Source organism: Fibrobacter sp. UWB11 (assembly GCF_900143015.1).
Taxonomy (GTDB): Bacteria; Fibrobacterota; Fibrobacteria; order Fibrobacterales; family Fibrobacteraceae; genus Fibrobacter.
In genome coordinates this window covers 933082-952630 of sequence record NZ_FSRT01000001.1, presented here as the reverse complement: position 1 = coordinate 952630, position 19549 = coordinate 933082, and the positions used below count along the sequence as shown (strand labels likewise).

Here is a 19549-nt window from a genome sequence, read left to right as displayed (position 1 = left end):
ACAGGTCCTCGCCTTCGGCTGCGAATTGTTCGCTTAGCGACTTATTCTCTTACGCTTTAATGCAATTACTTGTAAGCACCGTTTTTGCGAGGGCGCTCTGCTTTACTAAGAAGACCGCTCGGCTCTATCGCAATATAGAACCTCCGTCTTCGCCTCGCTCTCGCAACAACGCCCGGTTAATACCGGGCGTTTTTTTGCACACAACAAGTAAGGAAAACGTCTAGGCTTCGGTCTACAAATTGCACGCGAACAAGACCTTGGTCTTCGACCAACGATTGTTCGCTTAGCAATTGAAGACCTTCGCCAAGGTTAACCCAATTACTTGTAAGCGCCGTTTTTGCGAGGGCGCTTAGCAATTTGCCAAAACAAATTTGCGCAGGTCAAATGGCCTGCGCTTTTTTCATATTACATTATAAACGGCTATGGAGGAAACTCGTAATAATCGATCTAATTTTACTTAAGCCATTTTTCACAAGCGCTCGTTCTTCTTTAAATACACAAACCACGCCTGTATAAATTAAAACACCCACAAAAATATACACGAAACTCAAAAAATAGCTTTCGTTCTTAGGTAAAAAGTAAATTATAAGACTCATTACGATTGAAGAAAAAAATGCTGGAAAAACATTAAAAAGCATCTTTTGAGGACTGATTTTTATAAAGAAAAGCATTAGAAGCATATTAACTAAAATGAGTTCAAATCGAACTAATGAACGGGCCATGCACAACACATCAAAATCATGGTGAACAAAGACCAAAACAACGGGCAATAAAACAGCAATATGTAAACACTGCGCAAAAACCGATAATTTGGGTTTTCCTTTTGCTCGATATACTTCACTACTATAATGAGATAAAATAATAGTTATAGAGCTCATCAACCCCCAAAGTCCAACAAAAAGAATTGCATCGTGCCATTGATTTCCTAAAAGAACTTTAACCACCAAATCCTTAAAAAGAAAAATTCCAAAACCTAAAGGGATTACCAATAACCCCACAATTTTTTGGAATGAAAAAAAGACTTTCTTGAATTCCTCATCATCATTTTGTAAACGAGATAAAGACGAATATAAAATCGGAGTTGTTGCGGATGTAATTAATCCCATTATTTGACCTACTGTCGTCATAGAGGTCCTATACACCCCCAAAAAATGTTGATTCAAAACAGAGCCAACAATAAAAATATCGATATATCCAGTCAACCAAATACTTACAGATTCAAACATGGACCACATGCTAAAAGAAAACATTTCCTTTAAGCAAGTCATATTAAAATACAATTTAGGTTTCCATGGTGATTTTATTGTCAAAATCAAAGCATTAGAGAAACTCTGAGCAATCATTCCTATAATTAAAGCCCAATAGCTACGAGTAAAAAAAGCTAACGGTATCGTTATAACTAATGGAATCAACGTTCCTACAAAGCGAACAACAAATAAAGTTTTAAAATCAAAATGTCTTTTAAATATCGCCGACTGTATACTGAAAAAGGACGATATAGGAATACAAATACAAGAAACAATAACAACTAATTCTTTTCCTGGGCATCCCACTAATAAAGAAATTTTCTTTGAAAAAAGACAAATTAATCCCCATATCACAAGAGACAATAATAGATTGCAAACAAAAGCAACAGAAACAGCCTTGTATTTTTCTTCATCTGAAGGAAATTCATGTTGAATCAAATATTTATGAAAACCAGCATCAGAGAATATTTCGGCAAAAGAAATTATCATTGTTGCTGTTACAAGAATGCCAAAAGCTTCAGGCGTCAACAATCGAGCAAGAACAACAGTTGATATAGGAACGACTAATTTCGAAACAATTTCAGCAATTGTAGACCATTTAACAGCCGTTAACATTTGTTTTTTTAAATCTTGAGCCATAATTATTTTTTCAATAAGCCTTCTATCCAAAGCTCTCGATGAGCTTCACATTCAATGAAATTTCGAAGTGCGAGCAACTCGTCTTTACTATACGCACTTGTCAATTTTTTTACAATCCTACCATGTGTTAGGCGATTCAATATTCTACATATTATTCTATGTCTAAAACCAGAGCAAACAATCAAATAATTTTGCAACATGGATGGAGCGAATTTTGCAAATTCTTTTAGAATAAAACCGTCTTCTTTTATTTGTTCGCTACGAATTTTGAACGCATCAATAATTTTCTCAGCATCATCACCAGTAGCAAGGCGAACACCATTTTCAAATTTAACTAAAGGCAAATAATTTATAGAAAAATCATCTTCTATCTTTATTAAAAGACTGTGTTCTGCAAATGGGTTGACACAATCATCGAATAAAAAATTTCCTTGTCCATACACGATTGTGCCTTCAGCATACTTTTCTTCACAACCTATACAGTGACTATGCTGGCAAACAACCAAATCGGCACCTTTTTCAACAAACTTACGACAGACCTTCTGCAACATCGGCGATGGATATTGATAATACTCTTTTCCGCCATGATAAAGGACAACTACAAAATCACATTCAGCCTTTAAAGCAACAACATGGTCAAAAGACTCTAATGCATCAAATGGATTGCCCCCAGCATTATTTTCACTTGCAATAGAAAACTCATGTTCCGCACAAGCATAAAAGCCAATACGTTTCCCTTTTATATTTTTTACAAAAGGCTTTCGAGCTTGTTCTAAATTTTCACCAGCACCAAGGTAAGATATTTCGTTCTTTTTTAGCAAGTTAATAGTCGAAGTAAGACCCGTTTCACCTTGATCCATTATATGATTATTCGCCAAGGTAAAAAGATCAACGCCTAGCTTTTTAATTCCCAATATAGTAGAACAATCTGCTCGTAAAGCAGGGCCACACTTGTCTATTGGAGCAACATCATTCGTCAACGGAGTTTCAAGATTAAAAACGCGATAATCAGTATCTTTAAAAATTTGGATAAGATCACTTCCAACAAGATACTCTATATTTTCTTTTTCAAAATAAGAACTATTTCTTTCCGTAGGAACAATGTCAGCGCCAATAATAATAGACATTATTAAACCTTTTCTATTTATCGATTTTGATATTTAACAATTTCCTGATCAATAATTGCACCATTTTCAAAAATCATGGAATCTTTCAAAACCTTACCAATATTTCCACTCATTAATTCCTCAATATAAGGATAAATAATCTTGGAATTATTATACGAAAAAGTTTTGTAGAATAACGATGGAGTGTGGTCAACGGCATAATGAACTACTCCATCTACAACATACGTAGGTTTCTCAATTGTAGTCGGCACACTTGTTTCAATTCCGCCATGTCTATCACAACTTACGTCAATAATCATGGATCCACGTTTCATCCGATTAAGATCGTTTTTCGAAACAACGTGATCCTTGCGATTTACATCCCAAAGAATACAGTTCACAACGACATCATAATTGCCGATTTCATCACGCAACAATTGTTCAGTCTTACGTCCATATTGCATAACATGAGCACCAAGCATATTCAAAACGCGAACTGCACCTCTTGCGGTATTACCATTACCAATAACAGCAACCTTCAAACCGAAAGGTAAGCGACCATAGCATTGGAACGCATGAATAACAGCGGATTCTCCAGCAAGTTCATTATTGAACCAAAAAGTATGCCGTCCATTTTCAAACATGTGTTCCCAAGCAAAAGCAGTTAATCCCGAAGCAATAATTTTATCAGTAATATCACGATTTTGTGTTGCATGGACCCAACCAAATATCGTTTGCCCTTTATTTAGTTTTTCAAGATAATCGGCGTCACCAATTTTAGGGTCACAAATAATATCAGCCTTAAGAACTTCTTCATGTGATACGATCTGACAACCTATAGACTTAAAATCAGAATCAGTCAATCCAAGAACATCACCAAAACCAGATTCAATATAAATCAACTCAGGATGAGCCATTTTTTTCAAATCTTCGGGAACTATGGCACGGCGTTTTTCGTTTTCCTTGTGGCTAATCGGGAAACCAACAGTTTTCATTTTCTATCTCCTTGTAATTTTACTTAAATCTATCTTCTGACCGAAATACGCATCTGTTTCTGGCAAAAGGTTTGCGTCAAATCCGCTGTCGGGATAAAAAGTCATCTCACCAAAATAAATTTTTCCATCACATTCAAATAAATCAACACGAACAAACGGAATATCTTTAGATAGTTTTGCTGCAATCTCGAACATTTCATCCATACAGGGGGGTTTTGGTATGGTAAAATCATCAGGTGCATTTTTTCCGCGGACATTTAACCGTTTTAAATTCCAATCTTTATCGAAAAAGTAAAATTTAACATCATTCAGATGACGATCAAGGCAAACCATCACACAATCAACGACCCCATTGAAACAAGAGAATTTATAATCAACAAAAGCACCATTGCGATCTTCCATATATTGTTCAGCAATGATGCGAGGATGTACATTTTTATAGGGCCATTCTCGACCACTATAGAAAAAATTCCGTTTTAACGCCTTGGTGAATCTCTTTTGAGCCTCGATCTTATCCAATTTTGATTTATCTTTGCAAATGAAATAACTACCAGAATCATGGGTACATTTTAACACAAATTGATTTGGTAATTTTTCAAAATCAATTTCCTCGAATTTATCCCATACGCCTAAAGTCGGTATAATATACGAATCGCCAATTTGTCTAGCAGCCCAATTTTTTACAGCATATTTATCTACGAGTGTTGTGTAAAGAGGATTCCTATTATGAAGTTTTAACCATTGCAATTTTTCATTGAATGTTTTAGGAGTTCTTAAATTCAAATTTTTTCCCATTATCTTCTTATATGCATTTTTCAAATATATAGAATCTGGTATTAATTTGAGAAGTTCATGTTTAATGTTCATAATAGACTCAACCCCTTTTTTCGAAATAAAACTCATATGGGAAAGCACCATGATTATTCAAATACATGTAATTAATGTAATAAAACAAAGCACAAATCAAAATAACAATCACTTTCATATAATTAGGAACATTTTGCTTCCTTAGCAAAACCCCATATAACATAAGGACAGCCAATTCTGGGTAGTAAAGCATTCTATACAAAAAATAGCTCATATATCCACAAAGTCTAAATACAGGCACAAATAGTCCAAATAAAAAAATCGTTCTTTCATGATGTGTTGTGCAATACTTATGAAGAAAGATCATAGGAATAATAATCATTGAATCAAGAACCAATCCAAACCCTACGCTTTCTTGATTAAGACGCGTTGTAAAATATTGAGAGTAATTTATAGGGACTATATTTATTAAAAAATCTAAGAATGAAGAACTTGTAAAAAATAAAATCAATACAACTATAACAAAGCCAAAAAAAATCAAAGCCTTCGGATTAAGGGTAAAACCCATAGAATTTTCTTTTGAAAATTGAACTCTAACATTTCCAAATTCACTTTTCTCTATCAACCCACAAACTAAATACACTAAGGCAACGACAAGAACAGTCGAATGAGTAAAAGTTCCAATGATTACATATAATATTCCTCTTATTCTTTTTTCATTAGAAAAATATGCAATGGCCATTAAAAACAACGAACATCCTAACAACTGACGAAATTGGTCTGTTATACATAATCCAAAAATCAAGCAATAACTTAAAACATAAACAGCCCTACTATTATTTGTATTAAATTTTTCAATTGCATAAAAGGCAAAGAATACTGTTGCATATGAAAAAAACAGAAGCATTATTGTATAATTATCAGACCCAAACATTCTATTTAGTAAAACCATCGATTGCGAAAATAGAAATTCTGTTTTGGGCAAAGCTTCTAGTTTACCAAAGAAATAATGCGAATACATGTAGGTATCATAACCAACAGATATTGATCTAAGTCCTAATACAATAGACATAGGACTTGCTATAAGAAAAGACTTAAATATCTGAGCTATTTTTATTTTATTAGGAGTTAGCTTCTGGAAAAAATAAGCCACTAAAAAACTTCCTAATATACCTACTAAATATAGGACATTTGAATACACATTTGAAGCATCGCTAATCATACAATATCACTAGTATTAGTTGTGTTTGCCAACGGATATTTTAACATTCTTCCAAACATTCGATCCCAATGTTGCAACACTATCGAAATTTATGTTGTTTTTCCATAAAACATACGGCCAAATAATCTGATCTCTTCCGCCTTCTGTCTTCAACAACAAATCCCAACATTGATGCAACAAAGATATTGCTTTGGAATTTTTAAGATCACAGATATAAAAATTTCCTTCTATCAACCCGAAATCATCAGGCAAGCCTTCTTTTTTAAAGAGTTCTATTTGAGATTTTAATCTATTTGGATTACCCTTGTGTTGATTTATGCAAGCTATATATTCTTCTGATAATTTATTTCTCGAGCAATGTTTATGGAAGGCCAATCCAATATCCTTATCAATCAACTCCGTTAACACAGACAAATCTGAGACCGGTGTAATATTACCGTCTAAATATATGGCATAGTCATATGATTTCGAAAAAAATTCATCAGGATGAAATTTAACATATCGATTTGCCAAAGAAGCGCCATACTTAGTTATCAATTCTTTGTCAATATCAAGCAATTTCCATCCATTTGGTTTTACACAATCAGAAACTATATAGTATTCACAATTGGGAAAATGAACATAAGGCGATTTGGGAGAATCATAATTCCCTGTAATACATGTATAAACAGCGACTTTTAAAGACGGGTCCCCTAGTTTTGCCAAAGAATACTCTTTTTCTTTTGGCATATTACAATTTGACGGAGCAACTGAAATTTTAGGCCTTAATCGTACCGCAATATGTGATATCAATTTATTAATCTGAAAATGTCTTATCTCATTTAACAACCTTGACTTTCTTTCATTTTCTACCGTTGTAGAATCATTTATCAAAGATATCTTTTCTCTATTTAAATCTTCAATGGCTCTAATCATTTCAATTTGATTTATATCATCCATTAGCAAAACCTCTCTAAGAGTTTTTTAATTCACCATGGATGTCGTTTACAAAATCTTTTACACCACGAATAATGTAATTCAGACGTTTCTTTTTTTCATCATAGCATATCACGTGAATAAAACTTCTCAGAGTCAACATAGCTAAAAAACGCACCTTAAACTTCAATGGTGTATACTTTTTTCTCATCAAATATAGGCAATCTCTTATTTCATAATATTCTCTTATCGGTGCACCAACTCTCATCCTAATAAAACCTAATTTTTTTTCGCCAGTACCAACAGCATGCAAAAGAGAAACTCTTGAAGTCATACAGCATTTGTACCCTTTTTGCATAAATCGCCAACATAAATCCCAGTCAGCCATATCTAAAAAAATTTCTTCGTTCCAAAAACCAATTTCTTGCAAATCCTTATATTTACACATCATAGATGAAGTAATAATACTTTTTACTTCATAAACATTAGATGTTATCTCTTTTTTATCACGTGGAATTTCAACAGTGTTATTACTTGAGTTGTAAAAAAAGGGACCAATACAACCAACTTTGCAATTATTCGTAACACAATCTTCGTAAGATTCAATAAGTTTCCTTACATGATTTTCAACAATTCTGGAATCCTGATCAAAAAAAATGATCATATCATCAGGGGTCCATTTATACTTTTCGTCTTTTAAGACTCTGTTAAAAGCAGCCGACAATCCAAGATTTTTGCGAACCGATGTATAAACACACTCACTAGGAACAAAACTAGAATTATCATTAGGACTATTATCACAAATTATAACCTTATCCACCTGCGGCAACAAAGCTCTAAGATTATCGATGTGAGCTGCTTTGGGATAATACAATGTCACTAACGCACAAATCATGTTCAAAATCCTTATGAAATAGTCGAAATTATCATTTTAAACAATTAAATTACTGCTAATATTGAAAAATACGTCTTTTTTCACGTTCTTAAAAATTTTTTGCTTAATTTAGTTGTTATACACGAAGGAGCTATATACATCATTAGCTGCCCAAATACTACATAAGCCAAATCAGCTAATCCAATTTGTTTCTTTTTAAAGAAAGCATACATAACCTCAATATATTCCTTGCAATTTACCCAAGTTTTTCTGCGTTTTTGATTTTCCACACTAGTTCTATAAAAAAGTAACGATTCATCAAGATTCTCTGAATAATATGCATTATTGACAGCACTAATAAATAAACCTAAATCCTCTTTGCGATTCAATATAGGATATCCACCTAACTTTTCAATAGCCTCTTTTTTATACATTACCGTTGGATGATTAAATGGGCTTCTCCGACGAGCAAATTTTTTTATTTCTTCAAATGAAGTAGGCACACGCCTTGTTGAGATAACATTTGAAGTATCCCCAACAAATTCTTTTATCTGAGTCCCCAAAATTTTCAAATCAGGATTTTTAGCAAAAGCCTTTAATTGTTTTTCACACCTTTCAGGAACAGAAACATCATCAGCATCCATTCTTGCAACTAAATCATTACGGCAAACCTTTAGCCCATGATTTAAAGCATTTCCCAAACCGCCATTTTTTTCCAATCGAACAATAGAGAAAAGACTTGAATTTTTCTCATATTTACTTACAACTTCTTCTATTTCATCACCAACAATTCCATCCTCAACAATCACAAACTGTTCCGGAGGGATGGTTTGGTTCAACATAGATTCTATCGCAACGGTAAGAAAATTCGGGTCATCATTTCTATACACCGACATAAGGACAGAGTATTTATCATTTAAAATACCTGAATTCATCTTACCTTTCCGTCCTTTCAATTGCTTCTTGCAGGCTGAATTTCTGGTAGGGGTCCTTGTACACGCTCATTGCTTGGTCGTATGCAAGGTTACCAAAGGCCTTGTTTACAAGTCCTGTTGCGAGTGCGAGCAGCTTGAGCGCCCAGCCAAGTCCAGGAATAAGCACACAGCGCTTGCCATGGGCTTTGGCGATTGTAGCGATAACTTCGCTGGTATTGCTGTACTGCGGGTTCTGCGGCCAGAAGGTGCCTTGTTCACCGTTTTCCACCATGAGGCGCACGAATTCCACCAGGTTCCCGATATAAAGCATGCTGCGACAATTCTTGACTTTCGGGAAAATGGGCAACTTGCGAGCAAGCTTGCTCAACAGCGGGAAGTTTCCCTTGCTGCCCTTGCCAAAAATCATGGGCGGGCGGAGGATGACCACCTTGAATGAATCGCTGTCCAGCGGGCGGAGGCCGTTTTCGGCCTGTACTTTGCTGTCGCCGTAGCAGTTGGCGGGGTTCACGGGAGTTTCACGAGTAATCAGTTTTTCCTTGCCAATGGGAGCGCTGTCACCATATACAATTGCACTGCTCATGAAGATGAACTGCTTGACGCCAGCTTCTTTTGCACGCTTGGCACATTCCACCGTAAGGTCGGTGTTCACGGCGTAGTACAACTTGGCGCGTTCTTCGCTGATTTTACCATTGTCGCTATGAGCAATCCCCGCCACGTGATAGACGGCATCGTAGCCGCTAAAATCGTAGCTGCGCCATGCGTCACCAATCATGTCGAGAGTATCAACTTGGTACATCCCCGCAAATTCGGGCTGAGCAAGATAGTCCGCAAAGGATGTGCCGATATAGCTTTTCGCGCCGGTAATTAAAATCTTTATCATGAGGCCTCCTTGGATCCTTCGACAGACTTCGCTTGCTCAGGATGAGCCTGAGAGGACTGTTCGTGATGACCTTCGGCTTCATGCTTGTGAATTTCACCTGTGCCGCCTTCGACCACGCCTTCGCTCTTGAGCACACTAATAAAGGTGCCAAAAAAGCACTTGCAATCAAACAAGAAACTCTGGCGCTTTACATATTCGCCATCGAGGGCCGCCTTCACGGGGATTTCGAGTTCATCGCGGCCATTAATTTGCGCCCAGCCGGTAAGTCCCACGGGCACGTCGTTTGCACCATACTTATCACGTTCGGCAATCAGGTCGTACTGATTCCAAAGCGCAGGACGTGGTCCGATAATGCTCATGGAGCCGCCAAAAATGTTGAACATCTGCGGAAGTTCGTCGAGGCTTGTCTTGCGAAGGAATCCGCCAACTCGCGTAATCCACTTTTTAGGGTCGCTGAGCTCATGCGTTGGAGCGTCCTTCGGAGTATCAGTACGCATGGTGCGGAACTTGTAGATGAAAAAGTGAGTTTTGTGAATGCCCACACGTTTTTGCTTAAAGAACACAGGTCCCTTGCTGTCAAGTTTGATAGCGATAGCAATAACGAGCATCGGGAATGCAAGCACCACAATGCCAATACCAGAAAGAACAATGTCAATTAAACGCTTGAAGAAATGCTTATACACTAGATTTTGCCCTCCAAGGAGCTAGGACCAGCAAGGCCAACCCCCTGAACTTTCTTAAAAACAGAATTGCACTCGACCTTGGTCGCCGCCGGTACAACGGCAGATGATTCCACAACAGCATTGCAATCCACATGGCAAAAATCGCCAACTGAGGCATTATGGCGGATGACAGCGCCACTAGCAACAAAAGCGGCTGTTCCAAGGGTCGCTCCGGTTTGCACGGTTGCATTAGGCTCGACACAACAGCCCTGCTGGAGCTGCGCACTCGGACTCACATAAGCCGTCGGGTGGATTAGGGTCACCGGGACAATACCATTATCGCGAAGCTTTTCTAAAAGCATGCGACGGACATTCGGATTACCAATGGCCACAAAACCGTAATGGAAATCAGGGGCGAATTTTTCAATATCACGAGAGGAACCAATAACGAATGATTCAGCATTCGGATAAGAGTCGTCCACAAATGCAATTTTTTCGAAGGAACCCATAGCCTGCGCAATTTCAAGCGCAACAAGCCCGTATTGGCCAGCACCAATAATCAAAAGGTTGTTGTTCTCTTGCGCCATTTTTGGCTATGACCTCGAGGTTAAATCGTTTTTAAACAGTTTATGTAAATATAAGAAAATATTAACGTAATTACTAGTGTTTCGTCAAAAAACGCCCCGCTACAAGACTCCCGTTGAAGCTATGTATTTTTGGGGAAATTTGTACTCGTAATTCTTAAATACATTTAGTCAGGATTATCAGCACACATAGCATCATTCCCTATTTATTAACACGCTTTTTTTCGAGGTTTGTCCCTGTTTTTTTTTGAAAAAAATCGCAAAATTTTCCAATATCAAGGAACACTTCGCGCAAAAACCTCTTGACAACCGGGCAAAACAAATATACATTTGAACAGTAGCACAAAAGAGCAATTCTTGGAGAGTTTATGATAGAACGAATCCGTGGCATTTTGGTACAGAAATCCCCCACTTTCGTAATCGTGGAGTGTGCGGGGGTCGGTTACGGGGTCAACATTTCGGCATATACGGCCGGCAAGCTGCCCGAAGAGGGGGCGGAGGTCGTTCTACACACGAATCTCGTTGTGCGCGAGGACTCCATGACGCTTTTCGGTTTTGCCGACAAGACTGAAAAAGATACGTTCATCATGCTGCTCGATGTCAACGGCGTGGGGCCTAAGTTGGCTCAACGGATTTTGAGCGGCAGTACACCGGCTGACCTCTTGAACATGATTGCAAGCGACAACAAGGCTTCATTGAGTAAAATCAAGGGCCTTGGCAAAAAGACTTGCGAGCAGATGACGCTCACGCTCAAGGAAAAAGCGGGCGCCATGTTGCAAACTTTGGGCGATGTCGAGGGTTCTGGCATTACCGGCATGGGAGCTCTCACAGGTGCAAAGATGGAAGCGGTTTTGGCCTTGCATACGCTTGGCGTAAAAGATCCAGCGGCAGAAAAGGCTGTCGTGAAGGCAGTCGAGGTCCTTGGCGATGCAGCGGACGCCGCGGCACTCATACCGGAGGCTCTCAAGTATCTATAAATGGCGGCCCCGGAAAAAATCCGGGGTGACAACGCAGGTAAAATATGGAAGATCAGCGTATAATTTCTCCGCAAAAATGTTCTTTTGACGAAGGCGATTCTGACCGCAATTTGCGTCCGCCTAGTTTGAGCGAATTTACAGGGCAAGATGATATCAAGGAAAGCCTCTCTATAGCCATCGAGGCTGCAAGGCAACGCGGCGACGCGTTAGACCATTGTTTGTTCGCGGGTCCTCCGGGTCTTGGAAAAACGACTCTTTCGAGCATTATCGCAAAAGAGATGGGCGTGAATATCCATATTACCAGCGGTCCCGTACTCGAAAAAGCCAGCGACCTTGCAGGGCTCCTCACGAGCCTGCAAGAAAACGATATTTTATTTATCGACGAAATTCACCGCCTAAACCGCGTTGTTGAGGAATATCTCTACCCCGCTATGGAAGATTTCAGGCTCGACATCATGCTCGATTCTGGCCCGGCAGCACGTAGCGTGAACCTCCCCCTCAAGCATTTTACACTCGTAGGCGCAACAACGCGCAGCGGGCTTTTGACAGGACCTCTCCGCGACCGTTTTGGCCTGCAATACCGTCTGGAACTGTACAACGAAAAGGATATCGTCAAGATTTTAATGCGTAGCGCCCGCATTTTGGGCGTTGAACTTTCAGAAGAGGCGGCCAAGATTCTCGGCGGCCGCTGTCGTGGAACGCCACGCGTGGCAAACCGCGTACTCAGGCGTTGTAGGGATGTCGCACAAGTTCGCGGCAGCGGAATCATCGATGAACGCGCAGCACTCAAAACACTTGAGATGCTCGGCATCGACAGTGAAGGGCTAGACCCGACCGACCGCAAGATTCTCGCCATGATGATAGACAAGTTTGGCGGTGGGCCCGTCGGACTCGGTACTATCAGCGCGGCCATGGGCGAAGAACCAGACACTCTTGAAGAAGTCTACGAACCCTATCTGCTCCAAAAGGGGCTTATTTCGAGAACTCCGCGCGGCCGCATCGCCACGCAGAATGCGTACAGGATGCTCCACAAGCCTATCCCAAAGTCGATGTTCAGCGAGCAAACTGAATTGGAGTTGTAAAAATCTTTTCCCGACCAACAATTGTGCCGTCTTTTCGATACAAGTCATGTTCACTTTCAGGCATCAAGTCTTCGTGGCCCAAGTCGAAAAGGATCGGGGCAATTACGATTTTACCAAGTACGACGCAAATTTATACGCATATTGATAAAGAATTCATCAAGCAGGAACACCGGCAGTTCCACCCGCGGGAAGCGGCATTGTCACATCAGCGATGAGTTTTTTTCGAAACCTAGGTATGTTCCGTCTTTTTTGTACAACATCCCATCGCTGCTCGGCATTATATCTCCATGCGACAGTTCTTCTTTTGCCGCATATAAATCCTTCGTGCTAAAGCGATACAAAGCCATTCTAGAACCTACAGCGTAACACAAATCCATCGCTCCGGCACATGTATGTTTTACATTTTTTTCTTCAAGCATTTTACAGAACTTCTCTAATTCTTCATTTTTCTCCCTCACTAGCGCATACAATTCACTGCAATGAATTCCGTCCTGGGATTTGCAAAAATGCTTGCTAGTCATTCCATCATAAGCAAAAGCATTCATTGTTAGACTTTTTTGGTAAGTAACAGCAATTAAAGTATCCCCATAATTCTCAACTGTTTTCTTCACAATATCACGCTCCTTTGGGGACAATCCGCAGGGAACCGCAAAACCATTTTCATAACACATTTCAAAGGGAATCAAGGAATCAACCTCATTTCCCCTATAGAAGTGCTTAAGACTCCTTTCAAAAATAGAGGCCAGCAGTAAAGCCATTTCAAAATCTTTGGCGAAATTATTTTCATCGATGCTAACATAGTAACTTTCCGGCACCCAAGTCGAACCTTCTTCTTCTAGGAATCGCTCTATTGAAAACTTCTTGGATACAACCACTTGAGCATAAAGATGATTGCAAGTCTTTCCTTCTTTTGAAGCACAGGTCGCTTCAAGAGAACCATCCTCATTGAGAATTATTTTTGACATTGTCGGAAAGTCTTCAATGACAGATTGCGCGTAGCTTATGGATTGCAGTTTAAAACGAAGTCCCTTCAGAGAGTCTTCACCATTCATTTTCTTCACCACATTCACAAGCAGTGCAGAATCTAAGGAACAAGGATGACGAGTTATGACTCCGTCAACGTCTGAAAAGCAAACCTTATAAGTACATTGCTGTTTTGCACTATCAGACTTTTGCCTTACATTGAGCTTTTCAATATCTTCAAATATTTTACTAATTTCATTACCAAACTCGGCGTTTCTGTCATCAAAAAACTTTTTAAAAAGAACTGAATCTAAAACACTATAAGTCGTAACGGATACAGGCTTTGGGTTCTCATTTGTACCACAGCCAACAAAAACCATCAAAACACCAAGAATTAACATTCTAAAAAACACTTCAGACCTCGAAGAAAAAACTTGAACACCTTACAATTTACTATTTTTAACCCGTTCAAATTATAAAACAAGGATTAACAATGAGCAAGAATTACAAGATTGCAGTGCTCCCGGGCGATGGTATCGGTCCGGAAGTCATGAAAGAAGCTGTCCGCGTGTTGGACGTTGTTTCCAAGAAGTTCGGTTTCGACGTGAACGCCGAATGGGCAAATGTCGGTGGTGCAGCATACGACGAAAGCGGTTCTCCGCTTCCAGAAAGCACCCTCAAGCTCGGTGAAGCTTCTGACTGTATTCTTTTCGGTTCCGTGGGTGGCCCGAAGTGGGAACACCTCCCCCCGAACCTGCAGCCGGAACGCGGTGCACTCCTCCCGCTCCGCAAGCATTTCAAGCTTTTCTGCAACCTCCGCCCGGCCCGCGTGTACAAGGAACTTGCCGGTGCATGCCCGCTCCGCGCTGACATCGTTGGCGACGGCTTCAACATCCTCACTGTCCGCGAACTGACGGGTGACGTTTACTTTGGCCAGCCGAAGGGCCGCGAAGGCGTTCCGGGCTCCAAGGAAGAAATCGGCTTTGACACCATGAAGTACAGCCGCTACGAAGTCGAACGCATCGCTCGTTTCGCTTTCGATGCCGCTATGCTCCGCAACAAGAAGGTTGCCTCCATCGACAAGGCCAACGTGCTCACCACGAGTGTGCTCTGGCGCGAAGTCGTGAACGAAGTCATCAAGGACTACCCGGAACTGACTCTCGAACACCTCTACGTGGACAACGCTGCCATGCAGCTCCTCAAGCGCCCGCGTGAATTCGACGTGCTCCTCTGCCCGAACCTCTTCGGCGACATCCTCACCGACGAATGCGCTATGCTCACCGGTTCCATGGGCCTCCTCCCGTCCGCTTCTATCGCCGAAGGTTCCTTCGGTCTGTACGAACCGGCCGGTGGTTCCGCTCCGGACATCGCAGGCAAGGGTATCGCTAACCCGCTCGCACAGATTCTCTCCGTGGCCCTCATGCTCCGCTACACCTTCAAGGAAGAAGAAGCTGCAAAGGCTATCGAAGCTGCCTGCGAAAAGGTCATCGCCCAGGGCTTCCGCACTGGCGATATTTACCAGGAAGGCTGCACCAAGGTCGGCACTACCGGCATGGGCGACGCCATCATTAAGGCTCTCGCTTAATGACATTGTCATTCCCCTACGGGGCTTGACTTGTTCGCCTCGGTAATGCGAAAGCAAGCTTTCGCGCTACTCTCGGCTCCTGCGTCATTCCCGGCTTGACCGGGAATCTCCCTTCTTTAAAGGAAAAGCGACCGGATTTCTCCGGCCGCCTTTTTTTCCTCCTATCGATTTTATTTTTCTTGAAGAGCCTCTATAAACCTTTTTATAAAATCAATGGCGCTATCGCTATTAGATTTTTGTTCTTTCCACACGTTTAGTTCATCAACAAAGAATTCCCTAATCGGAGTATTCGTTGAAAGCGAGCCCTTATTGCCAAAAGCATTTGCAACCTGCAATGGCGATGCATAGGATGACCACTCAATAATCAAGTCCTCTAAAAGATTATTGACAATCAAGTGGCCACGGTTACGAACATATTCTCTTTTGTCAAAATCAAAAGTTTCGCCAGAAAGCCCAACTGCACTCATGATTTCTTTATCGGCACGTTCTTTGGCATCGACCAAACTGTAGCCCAAGCGGACTAAACGGTGCAAACGAAAAGTTTCCAAAAATGTCATTGCGTTTATATCAACGGTCCTTGACTTTCTCAAATCAACAATCACGCTATACGTCGCTACAAAGCGGTCTCTTTCGTGATCATACAAATCAAAAGACCAGGAACCGTTCCATTGCCAAGAATCGCTTTCCGCATACGGAGCGAGTTCAATTTTCACATACGGGCCACGCAGCGAGACATGATCAAACGCAAACTCACCTGTAGAGCCATCGCAGCGACTATAGAACACCACTCCTGTTGTATCCAAGGTAACGGAATCCAGTTCCGCCATCCTTACAATGGTACCCGCATCCGCCACACGTCGCAACACCGCCGAATTTGCAGCAGCTGATGCAGATAGATGACGCGAGGCATGGCCTTCAACCGTGATATTGTCAAGAGCGATGCGATTATCCTGTTCATTCAGGGCGGGATCCGTCACCGAATCACCAACATCCGAGCAAGCCGTCAACGCAACAGCCATCAACATTGCATAAGCAATTTTAGAAACAACCATATTTCACCCCAACTCATTTTTATGATTCAATTACGATTCAATTATTTAACGACATGCAATAGTTGGAAAGTGAATCCGCAATAGCACGAGCATCTTGGGTGGCCACTTTATCATCAAATTCCGTCTTGACTTCCATATACTCAACCGATTCACTTACAGAACCGTCAGTACACTTAATATATTCTGGAAGCAGATTATCGCAAGGCTTTTTCTCCCTCGTCATATCCATCATTTGATTAAAGAAAGGAGACAAACTTTGTATAGTATTATAAACACAAGCCTTCACAGGATCCGAAAGCGATGCATAGACATCTCCATTCATTGGATATTTTGATAATAAACTATCAAGAACAGCATATCCTTTCATGATCTCTACTCTATCATCCGAATAATCGCATTCACAGAAAGAACTCGCAACAGAAACAGGTTCGCAATCCGTCCTGACCGGATGAAGGTTATCCGTAGAAACTCTAGGAGTATTATAGCGGCTTACCCCAACAATTTTAAACTCGGGCTCATAATCATCTCCAACAGAGAAATAACCATCTAACACAAAACGGAAACCCTTTAAATGAGCCCAAATTTCTTCGACCGATGGGTAAACATAATTTGGATTCCTTCCGTAATTTACGTTTAACGTAAAAGCATTTCTCGGATAGCAATTTTCCCTAACACTCGAATCGGTCTTAGAAGGCGTACCCATCAAATAGTAATCGTAAACGGCAGGAGCCATCAACGCAGCCAACGAATCATCAGGTATAAGTTGTAACATGTAAAAAGGCCCCGAGAACGAAACGCAAATGCCATCCATATCGCGGGCATCAACGCTTTCAAACTTTCCAGAAGCATCTTTACCAGCTAGATAAAAATCAAAATAAACTTCTCTACGGGTATTAGGATGAAAATCACTTGCAGGAATATTATTTCCGCCCTTAAAGAGTACTTTTCCGCACAAGTTTCCACCACACTTGTCTATAACATCGGCAAGTGCCATGGAATCATATTCTGTAGTCGCATTCCCAGGCCATACCATATCAACATAAGCATTTTCTTGAGGGAATGTACTCACGGTCCAGATACCCGAAGTATTCGTCCCGTTATCGTAACCGGTGCGCACGCGATAACCCGTTGTTGGGCCCCACATTTCAGGAGACCAGATGCAACCTTTTTCCAGAGCTTCCAAGGAATCCGTCACGCCCATCACACTGCACAGCACAGGCGAATTCGGCGTTAAATTATTACCCATATTCGGGACACTCGTCGAGCCCGAAACAGGTGATGCATTGTCGGAGCATGCGGCAAACAAAACAGCCCCAAGAGCAAACAAACTATAAAGTTTTTTCATACTAAGCCTCCTAATCTTTATTTAATTTCCAAGTTAGCGGGAACAGTTGCATATTCAAATGATAGATTTGATCAGCTTTTTCTGTTTCCGAAGCCATTGCGGCAATTTTTTTCCGGAACGCATCAACTTCTTGCGCTATACGTTCGTAGCATTCGCGGTTGACTGTAAGAGTCACACTCGACACGCTACGATCTTGCGGTTCATAGCGTTCGATAGATTCATCGGCAAGTTGCAACATTTTGTGCTGCATCGCATGTACTGCATAGGCCAAGCCTTCCTTTGACGCAGTCACGTTCTTTTCGGTTTGACGGTACGAGCCGTCCGCACCTTTTTTAAGGAACCCCGCTTTCGTCAGGAACTCTAGCGACTTGCTGACTTCGGCAGCGGAGATTTCGTTGCAGCACGTATTCGCCATCTGCCCTGGGGTGGCCCCATTCATCATCGGTGCAAGTTCGCGAACAACCTGATTTTTCCAGCCATCGAAATACTCGACAGCCTCTTTATCAACGATGCGTACTTTGTATTCAAGAGCAATCTGGCGCATTTCTTTCCAATACGGCTTTTTGGCTTCGTCATCCTTGGCATTGCAAAAATTGACGAGCGCAATGAAGTAGTTCGCTTCATAGCCCGCAAGCCCCATTGCCGAAATCATGCGGTTCATCGACACTCGGCTCAAATTGCTCTTGCCTTCGCTCACAAGTCGCAAGTAAGTCGGTGAAGAAAACCCCGCAAGTTTCGCAAATTCCCGCCAGGAGAAGTACGAAGTCCGCTTTTGCGCTTCGTAGAAATCCTTGATCAAGGGATGGTAATCTTTGTATTCAGTTATCGGTTTCATGTTACCAAATATACCCTATTCACGTGCCACTATGACACAAAATACGTATTTTTAGTTAAAATTCAATGTCAAATTTAAAGAATTTTCGTATATGACACAGCATAGTGTTTTTCGATACAAGAAGGCGATTCCGAAATAAATCCGGAATGACATGCTAAAGTCGGGCATAACAGTTCAAAAAAAACACCCTGCCGCGAGGCAAGGTGCATTCTGAATAAAGTTCAGCGAACGAATTAAGCGTTCTTCGTGAAGTCCACGTATGCCTTGAGCACATCGAGGAAGACTTCGTCCGGAGTGTTGTCGCCAACGATATGGCTGATGATCTTCGGATCGTACTTTTCGAGAACCTTAGCGGTGGATTCCTTGTAAACCTTGAGACGGTTCTTGATGACGTTTTCGTCAGCGTCGTCCTTACGGCCTTCGATCTTGGCGCGGTTGAGGAGGCGAGCAACGATAGTAGCTTCGTCCTTGATATCGAGAACGAAGATGTGCTTCACGTCGACGATCGGCTTGATGAGATCGACCTGAGCAACCGTGCGAGGAATACCATCGAGGAGGAGGGTATCCTTTTCCGGGTTGAGCTTGTTCGTGTTCACGAGACCTTCAACAAAGCGGCCGAAGATTTCAACGGTAGCTTCGTCCGGGACGAGGAGACCCTTGCTGGAGTAAGAAGCAAGGAGCTTGCCGGATTCGCTAGACGGAGCGATGCCACGGAAGATGTCGCCCGTGGAGAGGTGCTTGAGAGCGGTCGTAGCAGCGAGCTTTGCACCCACTGTGCCCTTGCCAGAACCCGGAGCACCGAAGATAAGAACAGCAGAAATCTGAGACATTTATAACCTCATAG

19 protein-coding genes are annotated in these 19549 nt (G+C 41.3%); 3 read left to right on the top strand and 16 right to left on the bottom strand.

The window, feature by feature from the left end:
• Window positions 1–410 precede the first annotated feature (410 nt).
• The 11 genes from BUQ91_RS04055 to BUQ91_RS04005 all read right to left on the bottom strand — a co-directional run bounded on the left by BUQ91_RS04055 (window position 411) and on the right by BUQ91_RS04005 (window position 10869).
• Entirely contained in the window at window positions 411–1916 is a 1506-nt protein-coding gene (locus BUQ91_RS04055) for a lipopolysaccharide biosynthesis protein (RefSeq protein ID WP_217693435.1), read from the bottom strand.
• Window positions 1889–3013 carry a CapA family protein gene (locus BUQ91_RS04050; protein WP_074208249.1) on the bottom strand — a complete coding sequence of 375 codons (1125 nt, stop codon included), beginning with the start codon at window positions 3011–3013 and terminating at the stop codon, window positions 1889–1891. The genes BUQ91_RS04055 and BUQ91_RS04050 overlap by 28 nt, the downstream gene beginning before the upstream one ends.
• Window positions 3014–3030: 17 nt before the next feature.
• Window positions 3031–3987 carry a N(5)-(carboxyethyl)ornithine synthase gene (locus BUQ91_RS04045; protein ID WP_072828123.1) on the bottom strand — a complete coding sequence of 319 codons (957 nt, stop codon included), beginning with the start codon at window positions 3985–3987 and terminating at the stop codon, window positions 3031–3033.
• Between the two features lie 3 nt (window positions 3988–3990).
• Window positions 3991–4854, bottom strand: coding sequence for an ATP-grasp fold amidoligase family protein (locus tag BUQ91_RS04040; protein ID WP_083601133.1), 864 nt, complete (start codon window positions 4852–4854; stop codon window positions 3991–3993).
• Window positions 4855–4861: 7 nt separating this feature from the next.
• The gene (locus BUQ91_RS04035; protein ID WP_072828125.1) at window positions 4862–6016 is read right to left on the bottom strand and encodes an EpsG family protein; all 1155 of its coding nucleotides are present in this window, start codon (window positions 6014–6016) and stop codon (window positions 4862–4864) included.
• Between the two features lie 15 nt (window positions 6017–6031).
• Complete coding sequence (locus tag BUQ91_RS04030) at window positions 6032–6955, bottom strand: glycosyltransferase domain-containing protein (RefSeq protein ID WP_074208247.1); 924 nt, start codon at window positions 6953–6955, stop codon at window positions 6032–6034.
• Between the two features lie 13 nt (window positions 6956–6968).
• A complete protein-coding gene (locus BUQ91_RS04025; protein WP_074208246.1) occupies window positions 6969–7826 on the bottom strand; it encodes a glycosyltransferase family protein in 858 nt (285 codons plus the stop codon).
• 80 nt (window positions 7827–7906) lie between these two features.
• Window positions 7907–8740: a glycosyltransferase gene (locus BUQ91_RS04020; RefSeq protein WP_074208245.1), complete on the bottom strand. Its 834-nt coding sequence runs from the start codon at window positions 8738–8740 to the stop codon at window positions 7907–7909.
• A gap of 1 nt (window position 8741) precedes the next feature.
• Window positions 8742–9620, bottom strand: coding sequence for an NAD-dependent epimerase/dehydratase family protein (locus tag BUQ91_RS04015; protein ID WP_074208244.1), 879 nt, complete (start codon window positions 9618–9620; stop codon window positions 8742–8744).
• Window positions 9617–10303: a sugar transferase gene (locus tag BUQ91_RS04010; RefSeq protein WP_074208243.1), complete on the bottom strand. Its 687-nt coding sequence runs from the start codon at window positions 10301–10303 to the stop codon at window positions 9617–9619. The genes BUQ91_RS04015 and BUQ91_RS04010 overlap by 4 nt, the downstream gene beginning before the upstream one ends.
• Window positions 10303–10869 (bottom strand): PglD-related sugar-binding protein, encoded by a 567-nt coding sequence (locus tag BUQ91_RS04005; protein WP_074208242.1) that lies wholly within the window; start codon window positions 10867–10869, stop codon window positions 10303–10305. The genes BUQ91_RS04010 and BUQ91_RS04005 overlap by 1 nt, the downstream gene beginning before the upstream one ends.
• A gap of 365 nt (window positions 10870–11234) precedes the next feature.
• Between BUQ91_RS04005 and ruvA the strand changes: the two genes are divergently transcribed.
• Together ruvA and ruvB are read left to right on the top strand one after the other, a co-directional pair.
• Window positions 11235–11843, top strand: a complete 609-nt coding sequence (ruvA, locus tag BUQ91_RS04000) for a Holliday junction branch migration protein RuvA (protein WP_074208241.1) — start codon at window positions 11235–11237, stop codon at window positions 11841–11843.
• Between the two features lie 44 nt (window positions 11844–11887).
• On the top strand, window positions 11888–12925 hold the full coding sequence (ruvB, locus tag BUQ91_RS03995) for a Holliday junction branch migration DNA helicase RuvB (RefSeq protein ID WP_074208240.1): 1038 nt from the start codon (window positions 11888–11890) through the stop codon (window positions 12923–12925).
• A gap of 200 nt (window positions 12926–13125) precedes the next feature.
• Here the strand turns inward: ruvB and BUQ91_RS03990 are convergent, their stop codons facing one another.
• Entirely contained in the window at window positions 13126–14289 is a 1164-nt protein-coding gene (locus tag BUQ91_RS03990; protein ID WP_074208239.1) for a hypothetical protein, read from the bottom strand.
• A gap of 92 nt (window positions 14290–14381) precedes the next feature.
• Here BUQ91_RS03990 and leuB point away from each other — a divergent pair, with 92 nt between their 5' ends.
• On the top strand, window positions 14382–15473 hold the full coding sequence (gene leuB / locus BUQ91_RS03985) for a 3-isopropylmalate dehydrogenase (protein ID WP_073113873.1): 1092 nt from the start codon (window positions 14382–14384) through the stop codon (window positions 15471–15473).
• Window positions 15474–15643: 170 nt separating this feature from the next.
• On the opposite strand, the gene BUQ91_RS03980 is transcribed toward leuB, so the two are convergent.
• From BUQ91_RS03980 to BUQ91_RS03965, 4 genes are all read right to left on the bottom strand, one after another.
• A complete protein-coding gene (locus BUQ91_RS03980) occupies window positions 15644–16525 on the bottom strand; it encodes a hypothetical protein (protein WP_074208238.1) in 882 nt (293 codons plus the stop codon).
• A gap of 37 nt (window positions 16526–16562) precedes the next feature.
• Complete coding sequence (locus BUQ91_RS03975; protein WP_074208237.1) at window positions 16563–17870, bottom strand: hypothetical protein; 1308 nt, start codon at window positions 17868–17870, stop codon at window positions 16563–16565.
• 10 nt (window positions 17871–17880) lie between these two features.
• Window positions 17881–18705 (bottom strand): TIGR02147 family protein, encoded by an 825-nt coding sequence (locus BUQ91_RS03970; protein ID WP_074208236.1) that lies wholly within the window; start codon window positions 18703–18705, stop codon window positions 17881–17883.
• Between the two features lie 233 nt (window positions 18706–18938).
• A complete protein-coding gene (locus tag BUQ91_RS03965; protein ID WP_014547240.1) occupies window positions 18939–19535 on the bottom strand; it encodes an adenylate kinase family protein in 597 nt (198 codons plus the stop codon).
• Between the last annotated feature and the right edge of the window lie 14 nt (window positions 19536–19549).